This window comes from Fischerella sp. PCC 9605 (assembly GCF_000517105.1).
In the GTDB taxonomy this organism is placed as follows: Bacteria; Cyanobacteriota; Cyanobacteriia; order Cyanobacteriales; family Nostocaceae; genus PCC9605.
On the sequence record NZ_KI912150.1, the window covers coordinates 355,174 to 378,745 of the forward strand.

Consider the following 23,572-nt stretch of genomic DNA (forward strand, 5'->3'; position numbering starts at 1 on the left):
TAGTAGTTGGTTATTAACCACTAACCACTATCCACTAACCACTAACTTGCTTTTTTCTTAAACATTTGCAACATCCGGTCTGTGACTAGGAAACCACCCACCACGTTGATGGTTGCCAGTACCACGGCTATCAAACCGAGAATGACTGACACATTCCACTCTTTCGCACCGGAAGCTACAATCGCCCCTAATACAGCAATGCCAGAAATCGCGTTTGAGCCTGACATCAAGGGCGTATGTAAAGTTGGCGGTACTTTGTTGATGACTTCAAATCCGGTAAACGATGCCAAAACAAATACGAACAAAGCCGCAATTAATGCTTCTGTCATGTATTTACAAACTCCTGTAATTTATTTCTTGGTGTCTTAGTGCCTTGGTGAGTCCACTTGCCGTCTTGGACGCCACATGCTTTATGCCGGGAGACCCGTCACTGCAGTGGCTCCGCTTCCCGTCACGTAGACGCGCTTTACTCGGCTTCTCGTAGAGTACCCGGAGGGCTTCCCGTAAGGGTAGGCAAAGTGGCGAACCCGAAGGGTGGTTAATTTAAAGAAGTTAAACCACTAAGACACCAAGACACTAAGGAAACTTCAGTGCTTAACTAACTGGTGACTGTTGAGCGCTAATAGCTTGCAGCGCCTCTTTTATCCGTGAAGAGCGAATTTCACCAGCATGGGTAATGCAAGCTGCATCAATGATGTCGTCAGCAAAGTCAATCTGCACAGCTTTGTCTTTTATTAGCAGTTGCATTAAGGATGTCAAATTCTTGGCATACAATTGGCTAGCGTGGACTGGCATTGAGGATGGTAAATTAATCGGGCCGATAATGGTGACGCCGTGCATGACAATATCTTTGCCGGGATCGGTGCAGGCACAGTTACCACCTTGTTCGGCAGCAATGTCTACTATTACCGAACCTGTTTTCATCTGCTTTACCATCTCTTCGGTGACTAGAAGAGGTGCTTTTTTACCAGGAACTTGGGCAGTGGTAATGACAACATCAGCATTCTTGATGTGTTCGGTGACAACTTCCTGGGTGCGCTTTTTGCTGGCTTCGGAAATTTCTTTGGCGTAACCGCCAGCAGCGGTTGTTTCTTCATCCAATTTGATTTCTACAAATTTTGCCCCGAGGCTTTGCACTTCTTCTTTGACGGCGGGGCGGATATCAAAAGCTTCTACCAACGATCCCAAGCGTCTGGCGGTGGCTATTGCTTGCAAACCAGCCACACCAGCACCCATGATAAATACTTTTGCAGGGGCGATCGTGCCAGCAGCTGTTGTCAGCATGGGGAAATATTTAGGTAATGCTGCTGCGGCAATTAATACGGCTTTATAACCTGCTATTGACGCTTGCGACGACAAAGCATCCATACTCTGCGCCCTCGTGGTGCGGGGAATCATTTCCATGCTGAAAGCAGTTACTTTGCGTTCTGCCAATCGCTGCGCTACGATTGGATTTCCTAAAGGATTGAGAAAGCTAATCAGTACAGCGCCTTCTTTGAGCAAGTCAATTTCTGAACGCCCATCTTCTCGCTCTTGTGGTGGGCTGACTTTGAGCAAAATGTCTGCTTCACCCCATAATCTGCCACTATCGTTAATAATTGTGGCTCCTGCGGCTTCATAGGCAGTATCATTAAAAAAAGCTCGCTCTCCCGCACCAGCTTCTACCCAAATCTCTAAACCTTGCTTTACCAATCGCGCTACAGTATCGGGAATTAATGCCACACGACGTTCACAAACTTCTATTTCTTTAGCAACTGCTATTCTCATGCAATCTCCTTGAGATTAATACTTCTGTGCAAGCTGTGAAATCTTTCTGATGAGTAAATAGACGCACTCTTAGCAATTCACCAACCCAAAAGCGATCGGCGTTGGTTAAAGGTAAAGGAGCAAACCTTTCTCCCTTAACCATTTCCTCTTAACTCATCTGCCAAAGTTGATTTGGCGGACTGGTGAGCGTATGGGCGGGGGCTATCGGCTATTGGCTTTTCGTGTTGATTGCACCTACGCTTTCCCACTCTACCTATCCAGGCTAAGCCTGACTGTGCCGCTCATGGATGTCACAATTACAGATACTTGCTTTTATGGGTTATTTATTGCACATCCTATGCCGATCCCCAAGTTTTACATCTGTGTCTTCAACTTCTTTTAGGGATTGAAAACTATTGTTGTGCGTTGTTTACATTGTGCAATATCGATTAATTTCCCACAAACTAAATCCTCAAATATTTAGAATTATTTTTGTTGATGAGCAATGCTTGTTGTAACCAATCTAGCCCAATTACACTCGCGATCGCTCTATTTAATAGCTTAATTTTTATAACAAAAATCTTAATTTTAGATAAACTTATAAATATTCGGAAACATCATCTTATTTAAAGTGTGTTTTACATCTAGTGGAATCACTGTCAAGCTAGTCATCATAAAGTCTTGCATTTCTCTAAAGTCATAGCTTGTTCAAATAATTTACGTAATAAAATATACTAATAATTCAATAATTATTCTGACGAATTCTTATGATGAATCCAGAACAGATGGCACTTTTGTTCAAGATTTTACGTCTATAGTGAGAAAGTCAGTAGTAAAGTTTATTTACGAACATTTACTCCCAGCTACTGAGACAAAACACCAATTTCTGCAACAGGAGCTTAACTATGCAACGTTTACTTTCTACTTTAGTTGTGACTGGCTGTTTGCTGACAGGGCTACCAGCCATTAGCTTGGCACAGAGTTTGCCAGGCTTTACACTGTGGAGCGGTGTCAAAAGCGAAAATCAACTGCCCTTCCGATTAGATTTTGGCGGTCAAACCAATGCTTGGGATAGATATCGTTTGAGAATCCCCGCCAAAAGGATGAAATTCGCCGCTTCCCAATTTGTTGTTAACTATCCTCAATACTATAAAGGAACCTTAGATCCCAAGAAGATTGAGGTACGGGTAAAAGACAAAAAAGTGCCACTGTCTGATGTGAAATGGGATAAGGAAAATCGTGTGGTTGAAATTTACCCTCAAGAGCCTGTACCAGCAGGTAGCGACGTTGAACTGATATTCTCTAATGTCAAAAACCCAGCTTTTGGCGGCATGTTCTATTGGAACTGCTCAATTCAAACCCCTGGTGATGTACCCTTAGCTCGTTACTTGGGAACCTGGATTCTTAGTATTAGTTAGTCAATGGTCATTAGTCATTGGTCATTAGTAAAACACTCTTAACTTTGGACTCTTGACTATTTTGCAACCATTTTTACTTTTTTATCACAAAACGTGATAAGATTATAGATTGTGGCTTTTTTTATAAAAAATTGCTGGAGAGGATAAAAGTATGCGAAGAACTTTAGAGGGAACTAACCGAAAAAGAAAAAGGACTTCTGGTTTTCGTGCCAGAATGCGAACACCAGACGGTAGAAACGTTATTCGGGCAAGAAGAAAAAGAGGACGTTATCGCCTCAGCGTTTAGGGTAGGGAATTTAAACAGTAGCGGTGGCTTTGCCCAAAGCAAATCGGCTTAAATCTCGAAAAGATTTCCAGGCAGTTTTCCGGGAAGGCATTCGTCGTCATGGTTTTTATTTAACGTTGAGAGCCTTACGACCGTCAAATTTGAAAAAGCCTTCTGTGGATGCTGCCGAGCATATTGCACTATCAACAGACTCAGTTGATCTTGTTCCTACCCGAATTGGTATTTCGATTAGTACCAAAGTCAGCAAACGGGCAGTAATTCGTAACCGCCTGAAGCGGCAAATATCAGCAGCTTTACATCAGTTGTTGCCCAAATTGTCGCCAGGATGGCGACTAGTGGTGGTTGTAAAGCCAACCGCAGCAGAATCTGAGTGCGTAACCCAACAATTTCTGCAAGAATTAGAGCAGTTGTTGGCACAAACTGAGGTATTAAATGGGCATTCGTGAAGAAGTTTATTTTGAAGGCGGCCCCCATATAGGGGATTTGATAATAAACATACTTATTGGGTTGACTATTGTGGGTTTACCACTGACAGTTGGGGCAATTGTCAGAGCATTGTGGCTGCGTTATCGCATCACCGATCGCCGAGTTTCTGTAACTGGAGGTTGGAGAGGACGCGATCGCAGCGATGTTATTTACTCAGAAGTTGTCAAAATTGTCAAAGTTCCCCGTGGCATAGGCTTATGGGGAGATATGGTACTCACCCTCAGAGATGGTAGTCGTCTAGAACTGCGGGCTATTCCAAAGTTCCGGGAAATTTATGATTACATCAGTGAAAGAGTCGCCGCCAAAAATCCCAATTTTAGTGGTGCTGCGAAGAAATGATGGGGAGATTGGGTGAGGGGGAGATGGGGAGAATTTATCAGCTACTTTCCCCCACTCTCCCCCTCCTACCCTCCCCCACTCCTCTTTTAATGTGCGGCTATCCGTAGTTGAACTATAGTCGCAGACGAATCCTGATTTAGATACATTAGATCCAGTCTGCCAATTTTGGAATTCTTGTTGGTAGTTGGTTGTTGGTTGTTCCATAAACGCGCTAGGGGCTTCCCGCAAGAACAAACAACAAACAACAGAATTTAAAATCGGTAGTAAATTTACATTACCTCAGGTTGAATTCAGAATAATGGATTTTGGTATCGGGTTTCTCTCGAACAACGTAATGTTGCCAATCATAGACTTGTTCTATAGCATTCTGCCAAGCTATGGATTGGCGATCGTTGCCTTGACTTTAATAATTCGTTTTGCGCTTTATCCTCTCAGTGCTGGCTCAATTCGCAATATGCGACGGATGCGAATTGTCCAACCTTTGATGCAAAAGCGAATGCAAGAAATCAAAGAACGCTATAAGGACGATCCGCAAAAGCAGCAGGAAGAAATGCTCAGTGTCCAGAAAGAATTTGGCAATCCCCTTGCTGGATGTTTGCCACTTCTTTTACAAATGCCGGTTTTGCTAGCATTGTTTGCTACTTTGCGGGGTTCACCTTTTGCCAGCGTTAACTACTCCGTCAACCTGCAAATCCTTCCTGCCGAACAAATCGAACGAATTCAACCCCAGGCCTTTGCTACTCCCCCCCAAAACATTTACGTCGCTGATGGGGAACATGTTAAGGTAACTGCTATCCTGCCTGGAGGCAATAAATTAGCCGTAGGAGAACACACTAAGATTCAATATCAGACTCTTGAGGGCAAGCCTTTTCAGGCAGTATTGGCAGAACACCCAGATACTAATTTGGTTCCCCAATGGAAAGTTATTAAAGGGGAAGAAAGAATCAAAATTGACCCTGAAGGCAATATCGAAGCCTTACAGCCAGGGGATGTTACTATTCAGGGAACAATTCCCGGACTAGCAGCAGATCAAGGGTTTTTATTCATTGATGCCTTGGGTAGAGTTGGGGCTATTGATCCTGATGGCACTGTACATTGGGATATCGTGGCGATGGTAGTGCTATTTGGGATTACCCTTTACGTCAGCCAAGTGCTTTCCGGGCAAAATTCCAGTGGTGGCAACCCCCAACAAGATACAGTCAACAAAATCACGCCCGTGATCTTTTCAGGGATGTTTTTGTTCTTCCCTCTGCCAGCTGGGGTGCTGATGTATATGGTGATTGGTAATATTTTCCAAACTCTGCAAACTTATATTCTTTCTCGCGAACCCCTACCAGAGGAACTACAAAAAATAGTAGACTCCCAGGAGAAAGAAGCAGAAGCACAACAAAAAACGCTGCCGTTTGAGCCAAAAAGTTCTAAGAAAAAGGCCGCAGGTTGATGATGATCGACACTCGGATGCAACGAGGGCAGCAGTGGTTAAAAACACTGCTGCAATTAACTGGAATCAATACTGAAATTCAGGCTGAGTTAGAAGCAGCTGCAATTACTGAGGGCGAGTCAACTGAACCAGATAACTACTGGTTGATAATTGATGAAATCAATATGATGCCCGAACAAATTCAGGTTTTAATCGGGCCTGGTGGTGTAGTACTAGATGCTATTCAGTATTTAGCGAATTCTGTTCTTAACTTAAATCAACCACCAGAAGAGCAAGCCTCTTACACAATTGAATTGAACGGCTACCGCGTTAAGCGACAAGCAGAAATTCGCGCGATCGCCCAAGCAGCTGCGATGCAAGCGCGTACAACAGGTAAAGAAGTGGAAATCAAATCTCTCAGTTCAGCTGAACGTCGCCAAATCCACACCTTCTTGAAAGAATTTGGGGATTTAGAAACCTTCAGCAGAGGCAAAGAGCCGCATCGCAATCTGGTTGTACGTCCCGCATTGCCAGAATAAGTAGGGGCGAAGCATTTGAATATATATCTTTCCATTGAACTAAAAATATTGTTATACAAATGCTTCGCCCCTACAGTAGTTGGTAGTCAATCTCCTCCGCTTCGCTACGGGGAGTCCAGGTCAAGAGTCCATAGTCAAGAGTCAAGAGTTTTTTACTAGTGACCAATGACCAATGACTATTGACTATTGACTGCGCCGAAGGCGGCCAAAAACTAATAAATCATCACTGCCGCAAAAAGTTATTAAAATCGGTATTTATTAGCGATAAAACTAAATCGCAAAAAAGTTAGACTAGAGAAGTATTATCAGCAAAATTGCTGATAAAGAAAGACAATTTTTCGTGAGGATGTCTCACAAATCCTATGGACGCGATTTACATTCCGCAGCTAACCAAAGCGCCGGAGCGAACAGAGGAAATTCAGGTGAAAGAGTTCCTGCCTGATTTGGATACCTTAACACCAGTTCGCGGTCGCATTCGCGTGCAGCATCGTGGCAATTACCTGGAAGTGTCTGGTCAAGCGGAAACAATTATTACTTGTACCTGCAACCGCTGTTTGCAAAACTACAATCATCGCTTGGTGGTTGATACTTCCGAAATCATCTGGCTAGACGAAGCCGCCGAACAAGAACAAGCCTTGCCCTTGGAGCGCGAAGTCGCTGTGGAAGATTTAGTGGAAACTTTATCACCCTATGGGTATTTCGACCCTGGCGAATGGCTATACGAGCAAGTGTGCCTAGAAATTCCTCAGCGCCAGCTTTGCGATGTCAATTGTTCTGGTATCCAACCAAGTAAACCAGATAGTAGTAATAACAATTCTGAACATAAGCGAGTTGACCTTCGCTGGGCTTCTTTAGAAGCCTTGAAAAAGCAACTTCCTTCGTAGTTATTTGTCCTTTGTACTGACAAAGGGCACTAATTCTAAAAAAGGCAATAATAACCCATCATAAATTTTAATCTTACCAGGTTAGAGTGACGTATTTTTTACAATTTCCCAAATAACACAAATTCGTATACTAATTGAGCATTTTTAGCGCAAAATCAGCATCAATTTAAGCTGTTTACAAATTTTTTATAAATTTTTCTGCGTCTATATTTCTCTAAGACTAGCCCTTTGGTGGTGCAATCCTAAACAATAAATTTTCTTCGTGTCTTGGTGTCTTTGTGGTGAAAAAATAAAATTTATTTAACCACCAAGACACTAAGACACCAAGTCGAATCAGTAAAAACCAGGTAATGAAAGCAGATTTTTCACTCACCTTGCTGAATCGTTTCAAAATTGCGCTGATATCGGCTAGCTGTTTCCATGTTCTACTAACCACTAACAGCTGCCACAAGAAATACATTGACATTAACACTAATGTCAAGGTTTAGGGTAAGAGAGTCAGTGCTAGTTGAACTCTCATGCTTTACCCAGAACGCTTGCATCAATTCACCAAAGAACATCCAGATACTGTTGCAGCCCTTGCTTGTGGGTTACTGTTGTTGATTGGATGGTTGGCTTTGCACCTTGGCTTTTTGGGGTGGGCGCTGCTGCTACTACCCGCAGCTTATATTATTGGTGGCTACGAAAGCGCTCGTGAGGGACTGACAACCCTAATCGAAGAAAAAGAACTGGATGTAGATTTGCTGATGATTGTGGCGGCGCTTGGTGCTGCTGGTCTGGGCGTGTGGCGAGGAGAGTATCATCTCATTATCGATGGGGCTGTCTTAATTCTCATCTTTGCGATTAGTGGTGCACTGGAAGGCTATGCGATGCGGCGGACAGAACGGAGTATCCGCAGTTTGATGAGTCTGACACAAGACACGGCCACCGTTCTGCGTCAAGGAAAAGAAGAGGTTGTTCCCGTTGTCCAGTTGCAAGTAGGGGATGAAATCATCGTCAAGCCAGGGGAGTTAATTCCCACAGATGCAGTGATTGTGGAAGGTTACACTACCCTCAATCAAGCCGCAATCACGGGTGAGTCTTTACCTGTAGAGAAAACCGTGGGTGACGAAGTATTTGCAGGTACGCTCAACGGCTATGGGGCGTTAAAGTTAAAGCTGCATCAACCACCGGAAAGTAGTTTGATTCAACGGGTGATTCGTTTGGTACAGCAAGCACAAACAGAAGCACCTGCTTCCCAACAGTTTATCGAGCGATTTGAACGGGCATGTGCGCGGGTGATTGTAGTGGCGGGAGTTTTGCTAGTCATTTTGCCACCGTTTCTTTGGAATTGGGATTGGGAAATTACGATTTATCGGGCCTTAACTTTTCTAGTGGTGGCTTCTCCTTGTGCGCTCATGGCGGCAATTATGCCAACACTGCTTTCAGGAATTGCCAATGGTGCCAAACAAGGCATTTTGTTCAAGAATGGCGCTCAGTTGGAAATGATGGGGAGAATACGGGCGATCGCATTTGACAAAACAGGCACTCTCACCACAGGACAGGTACAAGTATTTCAGGTAAGCACAAATAGTAATTACACTCACTCAGATGTATTAAAAGCTGCTGCATCAGTGGAATCTCGTTCGGAACATCCTCTCGCTCAGGCAATCGTGGAGGCATCTAAAAACTTGAATTGGGTTGCTGCAACAGAGGTAGAGGCTTTTCCCGGACAGGGAATACTTGGTATTGTAGATAACCAAGAAGTGATTGTCGGGAAAAATAGTTTTTTACAAAAGTATGTTGCAAATTTACCCAATAATTTAAGTGATATTGCTGAAGATTGGGAGCGAGAGGGGAAAACGGTTGTTTGGGTAGCAAATTCTAGATGGGGAGATGGAGAGAAAACTTCACCCCACCACCCCACCATCCCATCACTTTATCAAGTGCTAGGCATAATAGCTATTGCAGACAGATTGAGAACGCAAGCAGCAGAAACCATTACCCGTTTGAAAAAATTGGGAGTTGAACAAGTAGTCATGTTGACTGGAGATAATCAACAGACTGCTGAAAGTGTAGGGCGGGAAGTTGGAGTAGATCGAGTATATGCAGAACTTTTACCGGAAGATAAGTTGCATGTCATTCGTAGTTTACAGCGAGAGTATCAAACGGTGGCAATGGTAGGCGATGGTATTAATGATGCACCAGCCCTAGCTCAGGCATCGGTGGGCATTGCAATGGGAGGGGCGGGGAGCGATGTCGCCTTGGAAACTGCGGATATTGTCTTAATGGCAGATAGATTAGAGAAAATTGAAGTAGCAATGCGGTTGGGTAAAAGGGCGCAGGCGATAGTCAAACAGAATATAGCTATTGCTCTAGGGTTTATTATTTTGCTTTTGATTGGCAATTTTATGGGTAATATTAACTTACCGATCGGCGTGGTAGGGCATGAAGGATCTACTGTGTTTGTTACCCTTAGCGGTTTGCGACTGCTGAAAAAATAGAGATTGGGGATTGGGGATTGGGAATTGGGGATTGGGCAAAAATAAGTCAAAAGCATGCCCTCAAGCGCAGCGAAGGGTTAAAAGCTAAAAGTAAAAAGAAAGAATTTTTTCTTTTACCTTTTTACTTTTTACTTTTCCAGTTCCTTTGCCCAATGCCCAATGCCCAATGCCTCTTCACCATAGGCTGAGTTGATTGGGGGAGTTGTCCAGGTGATTCCAAGGAAGGGGTGGAACTGCTACACCACTTTGTTCCAATAATCTTTGGAAGTAACGCGCTGTACTGGGCGATCGCTCTTCTGTTGGACAATGAACAAAAAAATAAATTCGCTTCCCTTGCTGTAACCACTGCTGAATTTGAGTTACCCACTCCTCCATAAAAGGCTGATTCACTGTTAAATTGGGATGCGAAATAAACCGAATTAAACTAAAAGGCGCTGTAACGCTAAATTGTACAGGTAGTTTGGGTTTTCGCCGTTCTGATTGTAACTGAGGATCGTCATCCCCAGTGTAAATAGGACGAGAGTCTAGCAAAACCCTTCCCACACCTAACTGTTCTAACAGTACCGTCAATTGACTAGCATAGGGTTCTGCGAACCAGTCGCGATGCCGAACTTCTAGCGCCAGTGGCACTTCTTTTCGAGGCCAAGATTCAAGAAAAGCAGTAATATCATCAATTGCTGTAGGTGCGTAACTGGGTGGTAACTGAGCAAAAATCGGGCCAAGACGTTTACCTAAAGGACGCATTCCTTCTATGAATTTCAATGCGTCAGGAATATGGGGTTGCAGCAGTTTGTTGTGGGTGATGTCTCGCGGCAATTTCAGACAAAATTCAAAACCAGGGGGTGTTTCGGCTGCCCAACGAGCTACAGTTTCTGGGTTTGGCACTGCATAGAATGTGGTATTACCTTCCACCGTAGTGAAGCGACGACTGTAGAGGTGGAGAAAGTCAGCGGTGCGAGTACCTTGAGGATAAAGTTCACCCACCCAACCTTTATATGCCCAAACAGCGCAACCAATAAAAAAGCTCACAAAAATAGTTAATACTAAAAACTCAATTTCTTATTATAAATAAGTGTATTTACCGTTGGGATTGTTAGCATAGCGGCGCTTTAGCAACTGGATCGTCAACACGCAAGCAGCAGTTCTATCCTACTGGCGTGTCAAGACTAAAATGTTGCATTATAGCTTTCTTGTGGGATGAGCTTCTAGCCCGTCCGGTGCGGACAGGATGTCCACACCACAAGATTTATATTTATGCACTAAATTAGTCCGGTCACGCTACTATGCCAATATCTTTTTATGCCTTTATTGCTTTCTAGATAAAAGAGGAACCAAGGCGAAGATACAGGTAGTTTCTTGATGGCGATCGCATGTACTTTTGACACAACCTTGGTAAAAAATATACATATTGGTACGCAATTTTTTTTGTTTAGCTCAATAAATATAAATACTCAACCCGCTTACAATTTTACTGCTCTTTTAAATCTGTTATTCATCTATTACAGTAGTAATCTTAGGAAAGGCGGTCTAAATTGTAGCAATTTTTTAATTAAATTTGCATGATAACAAGCATCGATAGTTGCAAATCTTTTCTACTTTTACTAGATGAACAATAGCATAGTTTGAAAAATGAATTGTCAACAATAGTAACGCTTGGAGAAAGAGATTACTCTTGTTTGGAGCGCTCGGTGTCAGCTATTTGCAGCATAGCAAGATTAGAACATTTTTCGCAAGAACAGAAAAGACAACAACATAGGTTTATTTGTAAACTAGATTTAATTATTCACCTTTGGGTAGATTAGACCAACTCTATCAAATAGTATATTTGAAGAACTAATATATACTTCCAAAGAATCATTAATCTCATATCAATAGTTGCATTTCTCTTTCATATATCGTTATTAGTTCTTAGTTTCTCTGCGAATTATGACATCCCCCGAGCCTAGCACTGAATTGGAAGAAAATCTTTCACAGCAAGAAATACAACCACCTCGCACAAAATATCGGTGGCTTTGGTTATTGTTAGCTCTGCTGGCATTGGCGGGTGGAGGAGTTGCTCTGTGGCGTATGCTTAGTTCAGCAAATCAACCACCTGTAGGTGCCAATGCTCAACCACCACCAGTATCAGTCAAGGTAGCCGCAGTACAAACAGGTCAAATTGAAGACAGTCAGGAATTGATCGGCAGCTTAGAGTCACGCCGCTCGGTGACACTTCAGCCGAGAGTTCAGGGTCAAGTAACTCGAATATTTGTCAAAGAGGGAGAAACAGTCAAGACAGGCGATCCAATCATTCAAGTAGATCCAAGAGAGCAACAAGCAGCAGTTAGTGGTGTGAATGCTGCTGCCGAAGCGGCGCGATCGCAGTTAGAAAATGCCAGGGCTACCCTCAGATCCTTAGAAGCAGACAGACAATCTTTCCTTGCTGATGTGAAATTGAACCAGCAGGAGTACAAGCGCTATGCAAGTCTGGCTGCTGAAGGAGCAGTATCTGAACAAACTAAACAACAATATGCTAATAGACTCGCTACAGCCCGAGCTGCCTATGATGCGAACGAATCTAAAATTAAAGCTCAGCAAGCTGCTGTTGCCCAAGCACAAAAATCTCTCCAGCAAGCATTAGCCAATACTAATCAACAAAAAGTCCAACTCCAGTACTACAGAATTACTGCTCCTTTTGCTGGTACAGTCGGCAACATTCCAGCAAAAGTAGGTGACTTTGTCAATACTTCCACACAGCTAGCAACCGTCACTCAAAATCGACCATTACTAGTAAATATCTCTGTACCTGTTGAACGTGCATCCCAACTGCGTCAGGGAATGCTGGTAGAGTTAATGGATGCTCAAAATCGTACCATCGGCACTAGCCGAGTAACTTTTATTTCTCCAAAAGCAAGCAATCAAGATCGCTTGATACTGATTAAAGCCCTATTTAACAACGAAAAAAATCAACTACAAGCAGATGGATATGTCAAAGCTAGAGTGATATTTAGTCAGCGTTCTGGAGCAATAATTCCAACTACTGCCGTAGCTCGTGTAGCTGGGCAAAACTTTGTCTATGTAGAACAAATGCAACAATCACCACAAGGAAAGCCCCAACTAGTAGCTAAACAAAAGCGTGTCAAATTAGGCAATATCAAAGGTAATGATTACCAAGTCCTAGAAGGATTGCAGCCAGGAGAAAAAATTATCGTCTCTGGGCTACTCAATCTTAAGGATGGAGTTCCCATAAATCCTGAGTAGGTTGGTTGTTGGTGAGCCAGCGCGCTCCAAAGGGGGTCTCCCCCATGTAGACGCCCGCAGGGCTTCTCGTAGAGTACCCGGAGGGTTGTTGGTTGTTGGTTGTTGGTTGTTGGTTGTTGGTGAGCTAGCGCGGTGAGACCAGGCCCCCAGAAGGCGGTCTCGGTCACGTAGAGGCGTAGCGGTGAGCAGCGCGCATAAAGGGGGTTCTCCCTCATGTAGACGCGCGCACAGCGGCTTACCCTACGGGAAGTCGCTGTGCGCTGGGAGTGCAGGGTACGACTGGCGTACACGTGTAGACACGAAGTGGCTTCTCGTAGAGTAGCGGGTTCTCGTCAGAGTACCCGGAGGATGGTTGGTTGTTGGTTGTCGTTCTCCCACTCTCCCACTCTCTCCCCTCTCTCCCTTGCCCTTTTCCCATTCCCTGTTGCCCATTTCCTCTTGCCCATTTCCTTATGTTTGTTGATTTCTTTATTAGGCGACCTGTTTTTACCAGTGTCTGCGCTATTATCATTCTGCTTGTAGGAGCAATTAGCATTCCTACCCTACCTGCGGAACAGTACCCAGAAATTAGTCCAACTCAAGTTGAAGTTACTGCTAACTACGTCGGTGCTAGTGCTGAAGTTGTGGAAAACACCGTCACGACTGTCTTAGAACGACAGATTAATGGTGTCGAAGGCATGAAGTACATGAATTCTAGCAGCAGTAACAATGGCACTAGTACGATTACAGTTACCTTTGACGCATCGCGGGATGCAGATATTGCTGCCGTTGATGTGCAAAATCGCGTATCGCTAGCTGAACCGCAACTGCCAGAACCAGTTAGGCAAACAGGAGTTACCGTCAGAAAGCAATCTACTAACATCCTCCTAGCGATGGGACTGTACAGCGACGCAGGAGAGTACGACACCGTATTTTTAAGCAACTACGCCGACCTCTATATAGCAGATGCCCTCAAAAGAATTAACGGTGTGAGTGAAGCACGGATTTTCGGGGAACGCCGCTATGCTATGCGTCTATGGCTCGACCCGAGCCGACTTGCCAGTCGCAACCTCACTGCTCAGGATGTGATTGATGCGCTAGAAGAACAAAACTTGCAGGTGGGTGCTGGACAAATCGGTCAGCAGCCAACGCCACAAGATCAGATGTATCAAATAGACCTGCGTGCTATCAGCAGACTCGTTGACCCCTCAGAATTTGCAGAGATTGTCATCAAAACTGGTGAGGGTGGGTCGTTAATTAAGCTGAAGGATGTAGGAAGAGCAGAACTAGGAGCCGAGAATTACAACTCCTTCCTGCGATTTCGAGGCAAAGAGGGCGTAGGTATTGGTATATTTACCAGTCCAGGAAGTAACGTATTAGACGTTGCCAAAGCAGTCAAAGCCGAAATGGCACGACTTGCTGAAAAGTTTCCACCAGGCATGGAGTATCAAGTTGCCTTTGACACAACAAGTTTCGTAGAAGCCTCACTCTCGGAAGTGGTCTCGACTTTGTTGATGGCGATCGCTCTGGTGATCCTGGTCATTTTTATTTTCTTACAGGATTGGCGCACCACATTAATTCCCGTCGTTACCATTCCCCTAGCATTAATTGGCACATTTGCCTTTGTCAAAGCCTTTAATTTTTCCATCAACACCTTGACATTATTTGGTCTTACCTTGGCAACAGGGATGGTAGTTGATGACGCCATTGTCGTAGTTGAAGATATTTCCCGCTTGATTCAGGATGAGGGGATGTCACCGCGTCGAGCGGCTTCAGCAGCAATGCATGAACTATTCGGAGCAGTAATTGCTACCTCTTTAGTACTGATGGCTGTATTTGTCCCTGTCGCCTTCTTTCCAGGAGCTACTGGACAAATATACAAACAATTTGCTTTGACAATCGCTTTTTCTATCACTATTTCTACCTTTCTTGCTATTACCCTCACACCTTCTCTTGCTGGCTTGTTACTGCGTCGCAGACCTAGACAACGCGGTATCCTGGGTTGGATTTTTGGCAAGTTTAACTCTTTGCAAGACTCAATGCGAAGAGGGTATGAGTGGTCACTCAATCGCCTGGTAAGGATCAAAGCAATTGTCATCGGGCTGTTTGTCGTCTTCTTAGGACTGACAGCATGGCTTTATACCTACGTACCAACATCATTTCTTCCTGATGAAGACCAAGGTTATTTCATCACCATCATTCAAGGCCCGGAGGGTGTATCACTTAACTACACCAGTAAAGTGATGCGACAGGCAGAAGCAGAAATTCTCAAATTGCCGGAAGTCACAGGTACTTTTGCCGTAGGTGGGTTTAGTTTTAGTGGTAGCACTGCTAACAATGGTGTGATTTTTACAACTCTCAAACCCTGGGATGAACGCGATCGCTCAGCACAGGAAATCATCGGCAATCTACAGGGTAAATTATCAGGAATTACGGAAGCGAGAGTGTTGCCGGTTAACCCTCCCACAATTCGAGGTTTAGGTAGCTTTAGTGGTTTCCAATTTCAGCTACAAGACAGAGGAGGTAACACCGATTTAGCAACCATGCTTCAAGTCATGGGTCAGTTAATTCAGCAAGGCAATCAAACACCAGGATTGCAAGCTGTATTTAGCACATTTGCTGCCAATACGCCGCAAATGTTAATTGAAGTAGACCGCAACCGTGCTAAAGCCCTACAAATAGACGTTGATGATATCTTTAACACTCTCCAGAATTACTTAGGTTCGCGATATGTCAACGACTTTAACTTTGAACGGCGGACTTACCGGGTATACGTCCAAGCTGATGCTCAGTATCGCTCCAACCCAGAAGATATAGGGAAATTGTACGTTCGCTCTGCCAACGATCAAATGATTCCTCTGAGTGATGTTGTTAAGCTTACTCCCACTACCGGAGCGCAAACAATCAATCACTACAATTTGTTCCGGTCGATTGAAATCAACGGCTCACCAGCTCCTGGTAAAAGTTCCGGACAAGCAATTCAAGCAATGGAGCAACTGGCACAAAAAGTGTTACCAACAACTTTTGGTTACGAATGGACGGGGATAGCTGCGGAAGAAAAAACATCTGGCGGTCAAGCACCCCTGATTTTTGCCTTGGGACTTGTTTTCGTTTTCTTAGTACTAGCTGCTCAGTACGAGAACTATGTTGATCCGTTGATTATTATGCTATCGGTTCCCCTCGCAATCTTTGGGGCGCTGTCAGCACAATCGCTGCGGGGTCTAGAGAACGATATTTTTTGCCAAGTTGGTTTGGTGATGCTGATTGGTTTGGCAAGTAAGAACGCGATTCTAATTGTGGAATTCGCCAATCAGTTGCACGAACAAGGTCTGCCAATCACAAAAGCCGCAGTACAAGCAGCACAAGAACGCTTGCGACCAATTCTGATGACTGCTATTTCGACACTATTAGGTATTTTCCCCTTAGTCATTGCCACAGGCGCAGGTGCGGGTAGCCGCCAATCTCTCGGTACAGCCGTGTTTGGCGGGATGCTGATTGCTACGTTCTTGAGTTTGTTTGTAGTACCGGTGCTGTATATCGTGATTGGGAATTTGCGCGATCGCTTTATCTCACCTCGTCGTCCACCTCAACAACCACCACATGTAGAGGACAGTGGTCAAGTTACTACTGAAATCTATCGATAAATTCACGTCATTACAAACCCGATTTTTTCAGAAATCGGGTTTGTTTTTGTCCAAAACAGTTGAGAAAATTTACACATGATGTTGGTAAATACAATTACTTGGATAACTGATTTTACCTCCAGTCAATTTTTTCCTCTATTAGCAACCGCGACAGAATCAGACAGCACTTCAGTCATGGCAGGAGTGCTGATGAGTTTGGTAGTGATTTATCTTGCTAGTATTATTGGCAGTGAAATTTGTGCCCGTTTGAACATGCCACCAGTGTTAGGGCAATTACTGGGTGGTTTAATAGTAGGAATATCAGCCTTTCACCTGCTGGTATTTCCTGAAGGTGGAGGTAATAGTAGTAACTCAATACTAGTTCATTTCTTAATAGCCACCACAGGTTTAAGTTTGGATGGAGCAACAACAATATTTCAAATAGATAGCGAAGTCATTTCAGTGTTGGCAGAAATAGGTGTAGTAATTCTGCTGTTTGAAATTGGTTTGGAATCAGATTTAAAAGAATTGCTCAAAGTCGGGCCTCAGTCAGCAATAGTGGCAGTGGTGGGAGTAGCAGCTCCATTTGCTGCTGGTACTTTAGGATTAATGTACTTATTCGGCGTACCTGCTATACCCGCAATTTTTGCTGGTGCAGCCCTGACTGCAACTAGTATCGGTATTACCGCTAAGGTTTTGGCAGAACTGCAATATCTCAATCGCAAAGAAGGTCAAATTATCATTGGTGCTGCTGTTTTAGACGACGTACTTGGCATTATCATCCTGGCTGTGGTGGCGAGTCTGGCAAAAACCGGAGAAGTAGAACTGACAAATGTACTGTATTTAATTGTGAGTGCAGTGGTATTCTTAGTTGGGGCTGTTCTATTAGGTCGTCTTTTCAATCCTTACTTTGTCAAGATAGTGGATGAATTGAAAACTCGCGGACAGTTGTTAATTCCTGCCCTAATTTTTGCTTTTGTTTTATCTTACATCGCTACAGCCATCAGATTAGAAGCAATTCTGGGAGCTTTCACTGCTGGCTTGGTATTAGCAGAAACACAGAAATGTCGAGCGCTAAAAAACCAAGTCGTTCCGATTGCAGATATGCTAGTGCCGATTTTCTTTGTGGCTGTGAGTGCCAAAACTAACATTAGTGTATTGAATCCATTTGTGCCTGAAAATCGCGAGGGGTTGATAATCGCGACATTCTTGATTTTGGTAGCAATTCTGGGTAAGGTAGTCAGCGGCTTTACAGTATTTGGTCAAGGAGACACTAATCGGTTAGCAATTGGTGTTGGCATGATTCCACGCGGCGAGGTAGGTCTGGTATTTGCCGGAATCGGCTCAACTAGCGGCGTTTTATCTGGTTCTTTAGATGCTGCCATTATTATGATGGTGATTTTGACAACCTTTTTAGCACCACCCTTAATATCATTAGTGTTTCAAAAGCCAACAATAGCGGAAGGGGAAAGAGTCTAATTCTTTCTCCTTTCCCCTTCGTTTAATAAGAGGTATCGAAATGCCAACTATTGCTAAAAACAACCATGTAATTACGGTGATAATTATCTTTGCCGTCAAACCAGATTGTCAGGAGGAACTGATAGACACAATTATTGAATTCCTGGAAACAACGGTGAAGCATCAGCCTGGTTTTGTTTCATCCAGCATCCACAAAAGTATAGATGGGGTGCGGGTGATGAATTATGCTCAATGGCAAACCTTGGAAGACTACAAGGCTTTTATCAACAATCCCCAAGTGCAAGCAAAAGCAGCAAAACTCGGAAACTTTTCTAAACCAGAGTCACACGTCTACGAAGTCGTTGTTTCCAAACCCGATGATGCCACACTCAAAATTACTAAAGGCGGTTTGATTCACCTTGCCGAATTTCGAGTCAAGCCAGAAAACCAGATGCGCTTAGTGGAATTAGAGAGGGAATACGTAGGGGTTGGTTTGCAAAATCCAGGACTTCTTTCTGCTAACTTCCACCGTTCCTTGGATGGCGTTCATAATGTGAATTACGGGCAATGGCGCAGTTTTGATGATTTTGAAGAACTGCTCGAAGACCCAAAATACAAACCCTTGAATGAGTATTGGCAGGGTTTGGCTGAAAACGAGTTTCATCTATATGAAGTCGTGTACACCCAACCTGATGATTAATACTAATTAAGGTTGCAGCGGAGAAAATCTATGAAAGTAGGTTCAGCATACACAAGATTGCTGGTAAATGACTGGAAGGCTTGCTTTTTGTTTTACAAAGATGTCATGGAGTTTGACGTTGCTGTAGAAGATGAAGCAGACGGATACGCTGAGTTTAAAGCCGGAGATATGAGGCTAAGTATATTCCGGCGGCAGGAAATGGCACAGTTGATTCATAACGCTGACAAACCACCCCAGGCTGAATGTCAAGACACTGTAGCATTGATTTTTACAGTTCATGATGTGGAAGAGGAATACCAGCGATTAAGACACAAAGGTGTGACATTTACCGCAGCACCCATGAATAATCCCTACTTCGGAATTAAAACGGCTTATCTTCGAGATCCAAGCGGAACTCTGATCGGTTTGTATCAGTTTTTAACGTGAGTTAATGCCTAATGGCTAATGGTTAATCGCAATTAACAATTAACAATTAACTATCAGTAATTTAATCAGGAAGTTCACCGAATCAATATGGCTAAACCTGCGATCTTGACGGTTGACGATGACCCGGAAGTTTTGCAAGCGGTGGCGCGGGATCTGCGGCAGGAATATGGAGAGAACTACCGCATATTGCGTGCTGACTCTGGTACTAGCGCCTTGGAAGCACTGGAACAACTCAAACTCCGCAACCAGTCAGTGGCACTGTTTTTGGTAGATCAACGAATGCCGCAAATGTCTGGTGTCGAGTTCTTAGAACAGGCGATCGCCATCTTTCCAGACGCAAAACGCGCTTTACTCACTGCCTATGCAGACACTGATGCAGCCATCCGCGCCATCAACACCACAAAAATCGATTACTATTTGATGAAGCCGTGGAACCCGCCCGAAGAACGTTTATATCCAGTATTGAACGATTTGCTTGATGACTGGCAAGCAATATTTCACCCACCCTTTGAAGGTATCCGCGTCATAGGTAATCGTTGGTCGCCTCATTCCCATCAAGTGAAAGATTTCCTAGCACGAAATCAAGTGCCCTATGAGTGGATGGATATTGAATTATCAAAGGAAGCCGAACAGCTAGCGAAATACGCTGAGTGTGATAAATTACGCTTGCCTTTAGTGATTTTCCCTGATGGTTCCAAACTGATGCAGCCCACAAATTTAGAAATTGCTGAGAAAATTGGGTTGCGAACCCAGGCACAACAACCGTTTTATGATTTGGCGATCGTTGGTGGCGGCCCTGCTGGTCTAGCAGCTGCGGTTTATGGTGCGTCCGAAGGGTTACGCACGGTGATGATTGAACGCGAAGCCCCAGGTGGACAAGCGGGAACAAGTTCGCGTATTGAAAACTATTTAGGTTTTCCTGTCGGCTTAAGCGGAGGTGACTTGGCGCGTCGTGCTGTTACCCAAGCCAGGCGCTTTGGTGTAGAAATTCTTACACCCCAAGAAGCCAAGGGCATTCGCATAGCAGACCCGTATCGTTTTTTGCAGTTATCAGACGGTAGTGAAATTAGTTGCCATGCGATGATTTTAGCGCTAGGTGTGGCATGGCGACGGTTAGATGTGCCGGGAATTGACCGCTTGACTGGTGCGGGCATTTACTATGGTGCAGCGCAGTCGGAAGCAATGAGTTGCAAAGATGAAGAGGTTTACATCGTAGGTGGGGCAAATTCAGCCGGACAAGCAGCGATGTATTTTTCTAGGTATGCCCGCCATGTCACAATGTTGGTGCGCGGTAAATCTTTGGGTATAAGTATGTCGCAGTACCTAATTGACCAAATCGCCGATACACCCAATATCACTGTCAAAACACAAACAAGCGTGATTGAAGCAAAAGGTGAGACATGTTTAGAAGCAATTACTATTCAGAATAATCTCACTGGTGAAACACAAACACTTCCCGCCACTTCACTATTTATCTTTATTGGCGCTGCACCGCGTACCGAATGGTTAGATGGCCTGGTGGAACGAGACGAGCGCGGTTTTATTTTAACCGGGCCAGATTTGCTGCGCGACAAACAGCGCATTCAAGGATGGACTCTGGAACGCGATCCCTATTTGCTTGAAACAAATATCCCCGGTATATTTGCCGTTGGTGATGTGCGTCATGGTTCGGTGAAGCGCGTTGCTTCTGGAGTCGGTGAGGGTTCAATCTGCGTTCAGTTCGTGCATCAATATTTAGCCAAGGTGTTGTAACGGGCAATATCACCCACTTACAAAGAAGTAGGTTGAAAGCCCCTTGCCTTTAGGCAGGGGTTATATCTGATTAAATTATAAATAACAACAACAACAACAGCGTAGCTGATATGAAGTTTTATCACTACGCTGTTTTCATATCTATACAAAATAATCTTTTACATCTATAATGTAAACAACGATATTGAGAGTAAGTGAGGATGAAAGTCCAAAAAGGTATCCTCCCAGACAATGACCGTCCAGTTTGGGTGGTGCTGGATGACAATTATTTACCTATTGAGCCAATCCAGAAATACCTGCATTACTTGGACAGCGTAGGGCGTTCTCCAAATACGATTCAGACTTACGCACACAACCTCAAACTATTCTGGGAGTTTCTACAGGATTCAAAGTTAGACTGGCTTGAAATTAATTTAGAGCAGTTATCAAACTTTATTCACTGGTTGAGAAGCCCTAATCCTGGTGTTTTATCTATTGAGTCACAGGTTTCTAAACGCTCCGAGAAGACCATTAATCACTGTCTGACAACTGTTTGTGGGTTCTATGAGTTTCATGAACGTATAGGAACAACTGAAGGGGTAGATGCCTATCGTTATCAATTACAGCCAGGGCGCAAATATAAACCTTTCTTACATCACATTAGCAAAGGTAAAGAAGTTAAAACTCGACTATTAAAGATAAAAGAACCAAAGACCTTTCCTGGCTGTTTAACACCTGAACAAGTTAACACTTTAGTTGAAGCTTGTAATACATTACGTGACAAGTTCTTAATTAGGTTGCTATATGAAACAGGGCTACGAATAGGTGAGGCATTAGGGCTAAGACATGAAGATATGGTAACTGGTAAAACCAATGAAATTCATGTCGTACCGAGATTAGATAACGTTAACTATGTGAGAGCTAAGTCTGGAGTAGAGCGAACAGTTCATGTTAGCAAGGAACTGATGCAATGGTACTCAGCTTATTTAATTGATGACTATCCAGAAGATGTTGATTGTGACTTTGTTTTTGTAGTTATAAAAGCCCCAGGGAAGGGAGAAATCGGCAAGCCTTTGACATACAAAACTGTTGATAGTTTGTTTAGAAGACTATCTCGCAAAACCGGAATTAAAGTAAACCCTCATTTATTAAGGCATACTCATGCAACAGAATTAATTAGAGCAGGATGGGATATGGCACACGTTCAAAAACGTTTGGGTCATGCTGATATTCAAACGACAATTAATAATTATGTTCACTTAACAAATGATGACTTAGGAAAAGAGTATCGACGATATCTGCAAAGTCAAAACAAGGAACAAGAGTAAATGCAAAAGCAAAATTTAACTAATCAAATACAAGACTTTGAGAGGCATAAATTACAAATTATAGAGGAAGAATCATTAGATGAGATTGCTTGTCCTCACTGTCAAAGCACTAATTTTAGAAAAAACGGTACTGATAAAAGGAAAACAACAAGAGTACAAAGATACAAGTGTAAATCGTGTAATTATGACTTTACTATTTCAGGCATAGCGCAAAGAAAAAAATATCAACAAAATTCTATTAGTGCTGAAGAATTGGGAATATCGCTTAAGCATCATTATCGTTCCAAAAGTATAGGAATGGATAGAATATATCAACCTTGGCTACGTAAAGAATTTGAAAGATTTATCAAGTTTATCGCCCACAGAAGTGAGTTTAGCTCAATAGTTAATCATACTTCTCATATAAATAGATTTTCTAAATTCCTACTGGATAGGTTTCCGGGCATAACAATCAACGAGATAGATAGAAGTATTATTATTGAATATCTGGGTACTTTAAAGAATTTTAAAAATGCCCGAAATTACATTGCATCATTAAGACTATTCCTAGAGACAGGAATATCTAATAATTGGTTTGAAGTACCCCCTTATCTAATAACCGATGATGATTATCCGAAAAGGTTGAAGTCTTCACCTCGATATATTCCAGAAGAAGTAATGCGGCAACTAAATGAACATTTAGATAAATTACCTGAAGCGATAATGCGAATGGTACTTGTTCATCAAGAATGTGGCTTTCGAGTTTCAGAACTAGTAACACTCCGCTTGAATTGTTTACAAGAAACACCAAATGGAGGTTATTTTATTCTGTATACAAATTGGAAATTGAAAAAAGAAGACACAAAACCAATTTCACCTGCACTAGCAAAAGTAATTAAAGAGCAGCAAGAATATATTGCTCAACATTTTAAAGAATTTGATTATCTTTTCTCTGACCATGAGCATTATCGAGATGGCAAATTTGGGTGTGCAGAATATTTTATACCTAAATCAAAACCGATGAAAAAAGAAAAATATACTAGATTCTTAAAAAACTTAGCACATAGATATAACATTACAGATTCAACTGGAAAAATTTGGAACTTTCAAAGTCACCAATTTCGCCACACGGTAGGTACACGAATGATTAACAATGGTGTACCTCAACATATTGTCCAAAGATATTTAGGACATGAATCGCCAGAAATGACTATGGTATATGCCCATATCCATGATGAAACGCTTAGAAAAGAAATTGAAAAATATCATGAGTCAATAGTAGTTAATTTCCAGGGTGAAATTGCTGAATTAGACGAAACAATACTTTCTAGCAATGATGACTTAGAATGGTTCAAGAAAAATGTACAAGCTAGAGCTTTAGAGCATGGCTACTGTGCTAGACCCAAACTATTAGGTGATTGTGATATTCCTGGTTTTGATGGTTGCTACAACTGCCCACATTGGAGGACTAATAAAAACTTCCTGCCCATTCTAAAAGATACCTTAG

21 protein-coding genes are annotated in these 23,572 nt (G+C 43.1%); 16 read left to right on the forward strand and 5 right to left on the reverse strand.

The window, feature by feature from the left end; all coding sequences use genetic code 11:
• Positions 1 to 41: 41 nt before the first annotated feature.
• The 3 genes from FIS9605_RS0124915 to FIS9605_RS44345 all read right to left on the reverse strand — a co-directional run bounded on the left by FIS9605_RS0124915 (position 42) and on the right by FIS9605_RS44345 (position 1,909).
• Positions 42 to 329: an NAD(P) transhydrogenase subunit alpha gene (locus FIS9605_RS0124915; RefSeq protein WP_026735009.1), complete on the reverse strand. Its 288-nt coding sequence runs from the start codon at positions 327 to 329 to the stop codon at positions 42 to 44.
• Between the two features lie 265 nt (positions 330 to 594).
• Entirely contained in the window at positions 595 to 1,767 is a 1,173-nt protein-coding gene (locus FIS9605_RS0124920) for a Re/Si-specific NAD(P)(+) transhydrogenase subunit alpha (protein WP_026735010.1), read from the reverse strand.
• Positions 1,748 to 1,909 carry a hypothetical protein gene (locus FIS9605_RS44345; protein WP_197036135.1) on the reverse strand — a complete coding sequence of 54 codons (162 nt, stop codon included), beginning with the start codon at positions 1,907 to 1,909 and terminating at the stop codon, positions 1,748 to 1,750. The genes FIS9605_RS0124920 and FIS9605_RS44345 overlap by 20 nt, the downstream gene beginning before the upstream one ends.
• 742 nt (positions 1,910 to 2,651) lie before the next feature.
• Between FIS9605_RS44345 and FIS9605_RS0124925 the strand changes: the two genes are divergently transcribed.
• The 8 genes from FIS9605_RS0124925 (at position 2,652) to FIS9605_RS0124960 (ending at position 9,601) form a co-directional block, all read left to right on the forward strand.
• Complete coding sequence (locus FIS9605_RS0124925; RefSeq protein ID WP_026735011.1) at positions 2,652 to 3,164, forward strand: DUF2808 domain-containing protein; 513 nt, start codon at positions 2,652 to 2,654, stop codon at positions 3,162 to 3,164.
• Between the two features lie 151 nt (positions 3,165 to 3,315).
• A complete protein-coding gene (gene rpmH, locus FIS9605_RS41255; protein WP_071524783.1) occupies positions 3,316 to 3,450 on the forward strand; it encodes a 50S ribosomal protein L34 in 135 nt (44 codons plus the stop codon).
• A gap of 23 nt (positions 3,451 to 3,473) precedes the next feature.
• Complete coding sequence (gene rnpA, locus FIS9605_RS0124930; RefSeq protein ID WP_026735012.1) at positions 3,474 to 3,896, forward strand: ribonuclease P protein component; 423 nt, start codon at positions 3,474 to 3,476, stop codon at positions 3,894 to 3,896.
• Positions 3,883 to 4,275: a PH domain-containing protein gene (locus tag FIS9605_RS0124935; protein WP_026735013.1), complete on the forward strand. Its 393-nt coding sequence runs from the start codon at positions 3,883 to 3,885 to the stop codon at positions 4,273 to 4,275. Before rnpA ends, FIS9605_RS0124935 begins: the two co-directional genes overlap by 14 nt.
• 298 nt (positions 4,276 to 4,573) lie before the next feature.
• Positions 4,574 to 5,716, forward strand: a complete 1,143-nt coding sequence (yidC, locus tag FIS9605_RS0124940) for a membrane protein insertase YidC (protein WP_026735014.1) — start codon at positions 4,574 to 4,576, stop codon at positions 5,714 to 5,716.
• Positions 5,716 to 6,234 carry a Jag family protein gene (locus FIS9605_RS0124945; protein ID WP_026735015.1) on the forward strand — a complete coding sequence of 173 codons (519 nt, stop codon included), beginning with the start codon at positions 5,716 to 5,718 and terminating at the stop codon, positions 6,232 to 6,234. The genes yidC and FIS9605_RS0124945 overlap by 1 nt, the downstream gene beginning before the upstream one ends.
• Before the next feature lie 362 nt (positions 6,235 to 6,596).
• A complete protein-coding gene (locus tag FIS9605_RS0124950; RefSeq protein ID WP_026735016.1) occupies positions 6,597 to 7,118 on the forward strand; it encodes a YceD family protein in 522 nt (173 codons plus the stop codon).
• 518 nt (positions 7,119 to 7,636) lie between these two features.
• A complete protein-coding gene (locus tag FIS9605_RS0124960) occupies positions 7,637 to 9,601 on the forward strand; it encodes a heavy metal translocating P-type ATPase (RefSeq protein WP_026735018.1) in 1,965 nt (654 codons plus the stop codon).
• A gap of 174 nt (positions 9,602 to 9,775) precedes the next feature.
• Here the strand turns inward: FIS9605_RS0124960 and FIS9605_RS0124965 are convergent, their stop codons facing one another.
• Positions 9,776 to 10,630 carry a DUF72 domain-containing protein gene (locus tag FIS9605_RS0124965; protein ID WP_026735019.1) on the reverse strand — a complete coding sequence of 285 codons (855 nt, stop codon included), beginning with the start codon at positions 10,628 to 10,630 and terminating at the stop codon, positions 9,776 to 9,778.
• Between the two features lie 230 nt (positions 10,631 to 10,860).
• Positions 10,861 to 10,986, reverse strand: a complete 126-nt coding sequence (locus tag FIS9605_RS46705; protein WP_442854728.1) for a hypothetical protein — start codon at positions 10,984 to 10,986, stop codon at positions 10,861 to 10,863.
• A 541-nt stretch (positions 10,987 to 11,527) separates the two neighbouring features.
• Between FIS9605_RS46705 and FIS9605_RS0124970 the strand changes: the two genes are divergently transcribed.
• The 8 genes from FIS9605_RS0124970 to FIS9605_RS38135 form a co-directional block, all read left to right on the forward strand.
• Entirely contained in the window at positions 11,528 to 12,841 is a 1,314-nt protein-coding gene (locus tag FIS9605_RS0124970; RefSeq protein WP_026735020.1) for an efflux RND transporter periplasmic adaptor subunit, read from the forward strand.
• Between the two features lie 452 nt (positions 12,842 to 13,293).
• Positions 13,294 to 16,464, forward strand: a complete 3,171-nt coding sequence (locus FIS9605_RS0124980; protein WP_026735021.1) for an efflux RND transporter permease subunit — start codon at positions 13,294 to 13,296, stop codon at positions 16,462 to 16,464.
• A gap of 75 nt (positions 16,465 to 16,539) precedes the next feature.
• Positions 16,540 to 17,922 (forward strand): cation:proton antiporter, encoded by a 1,383-nt coding sequence (locus FIS9605_RS0124985; protein WP_231510457.1) that lies wholly within the window; start codon positions 16,540 to 16,542, stop codon positions 17,920 to 17,922.
• Between the two features lie 40 nt (positions 17,923 to 17,962).
• Entirely contained in the window at positions 17,963 to 18,601 is a 639-nt protein-coding gene (locus tag FIS9605_RS0124990) for an antibiotic biosynthesis monooxygenase (protein WP_026735023.1), read from the forward strand.
• 30 nt (positions 18,602 to 18,631) lie between these two features.
• Entirely contained in the window at positions 18,632 to 19,027 is a 396-nt protein-coding gene (locus FIS9605_RS0124995; protein ID WP_026735024.1) for a VOC family protein, read from the forward strand.
• Between the two features lie 87 nt (positions 19,028 to 19,114).
• Positions 19,115 to 20,779, forward strand: coding sequence for a response regulator (locus tag FIS9605_RS0125000; protein ID WP_026735025.1), 1,665 nt, complete (start codon positions 19,115 to 19,117; stop codon positions 20,777 to 20,779).
• A 200-nt stretch (positions 20,780 to 20,979) separates the two neighbouring features.
• Positions 20,980 to 22,086, forward strand: coding sequence for a tyrosine-type recombinase/integrase (locus tag FIS9605_RS0125005; protein ID WP_026735026.1), 1,107 nt, complete (start codon positions 20,980 to 20,982; stop codon positions 22,084 to 22,086).
• Positions 22,087 to 23,572, forward strand: a 1,486-nt coding sequence (locus FIS9605_RS38135; RefSeq protein ID WP_035140158.1) for a tyrosine-type recombinase/integrase, incomplete at its 3' end; no start/stop codon positions are given. It abuts the gene before it with no gap.

What these genes read in the sequence shown, in the direction of transcription:
- FIS9605_RS0124915 (WP_026735009.1), bottom strand. Translation starts at nt 329, where the DNA reads ATGACAGAAGCATTAATTGCGGCTTTGTTCGTATTTGTTTTGGCATCG.
- FIS9605_RS0124920 (WP_026735010.1), bottom strand. Translation starts at nt 1,767, where the DNA reads ATGAGAATAGCAGTTGCTAAAGAAATAGAAGTTTGTGAACGTCGTGTG.
- FIS9605_RS44345 (WP_197036135.1), bottom strand. Translation starts at nt 1,909, where the DNA reads ATGGTTAAGGGAGAAAGGTTTGCTCCTTTACCTTTAACCAACGCCGAT.
- FIS9605_RS0124925 (WP_026735011.1), top strand. Translation starts at nt 2,652, where the DNA reads ATGCAACGTTTACTTTCTACTTTAGTTGTGACTGGCTGTTTGCTGACA.
- rpmH (WP_071524783.1), top strand. Translation starts at nt 3,316, where the DNA reads ATGCGAAGAACTTTAGAGGGAACTAACCGAAAAAGAAAAAGGACTTCT.
- FIS9605_RS0124935 (WP_026735013.1), top strand. Translation starts at nt 3,883, where the DNA reads ATGGGCATTCGTGAAGAAGTTTATTTTGAAGGCGGCCCCCATATAGGG.
- yidC (WP_026735014.1), top strand. Translation starts at nt 4,574, where the DNA reads ATGGATTTTGGTATCGGGTTTCTCTCGAACAACGTAATGTTGCCAATC.
- FIS9605_RS0124945 (WP_026735015.1), top strand. Translation starts at nt 5,716, where the DNA reads ATGATGATCGACACTCGGATGCAACGAGGGCAGCAGTGGTTAAAAACA.
- FIS9605_RS0124950 (WP_026735016.1), top strand. Translation starts at nt 6,597, where the DNA reads ATGGACGCGATTTACATTCCGCAGCTAACCAAAGCGCCGGAGCGAACA.
- FIS9605_RS0124960 (WP_026735018.1), top strand. Translation starts at nt 7,637, where the DNA reads ATGCTTTACCCAGAACGCTTGCATCAATTCACCAAAGAACATCCAGAT.
- FIS9605_RS0124970 (WP_026735020.1), top strand. Translation starts at nt 11,528, where the DNA reads ATGACATCCCCCGAGCCTAGCACTGAATTGGAAGAAAATCTTTCACAG.
- FIS9605_RS0124980 (WP_026735021.1), top strand. Translation starts at nt 13,294, where the DNA reads ATGTTTGTTGATTTCTTTATTAGGCGACCTGTTTTTACCAGTGTCTGC.
- FIS9605_RS0124985 (WP_231510457.1), top strand. Translation starts at nt 16,540, where the DNA reads ATGATGTTGGTAAATACAATTACTTGGATAACTGATTTTACCTCCAGT.
- FIS9605_RS0124990 (WP_026735023.1), top strand. Translation starts at nt 17,963, where the DNA reads ATGCCAACTATTGCTAAAAACAACCATGTAATTACGGTGATAATTATC.
- FIS9605_RS0124995 (WP_026735024.1), top strand. Translation starts at nt 18,632, where the DNA reads ATGAAAGTAGGTTCAGCATACACAAGATTGCTGGTAAATGACTGGAAG.
- FIS9605_RS0125000 (WP_026735025.1), top strand. Translation starts at nt 19,115, where the DNA reads ATGGCTAAACCTGCGATCTTGACGGTTGACGATGACCCGGAAGTTTTG.
- FIS9605_RS0125005 (WP_026735026.1), top strand. Translation starts at nt 20,980, where the DNA reads ATGAAAGTCCAAAAAGGTATCCTCCCAGACAATGACCGTCCAGTTTGG.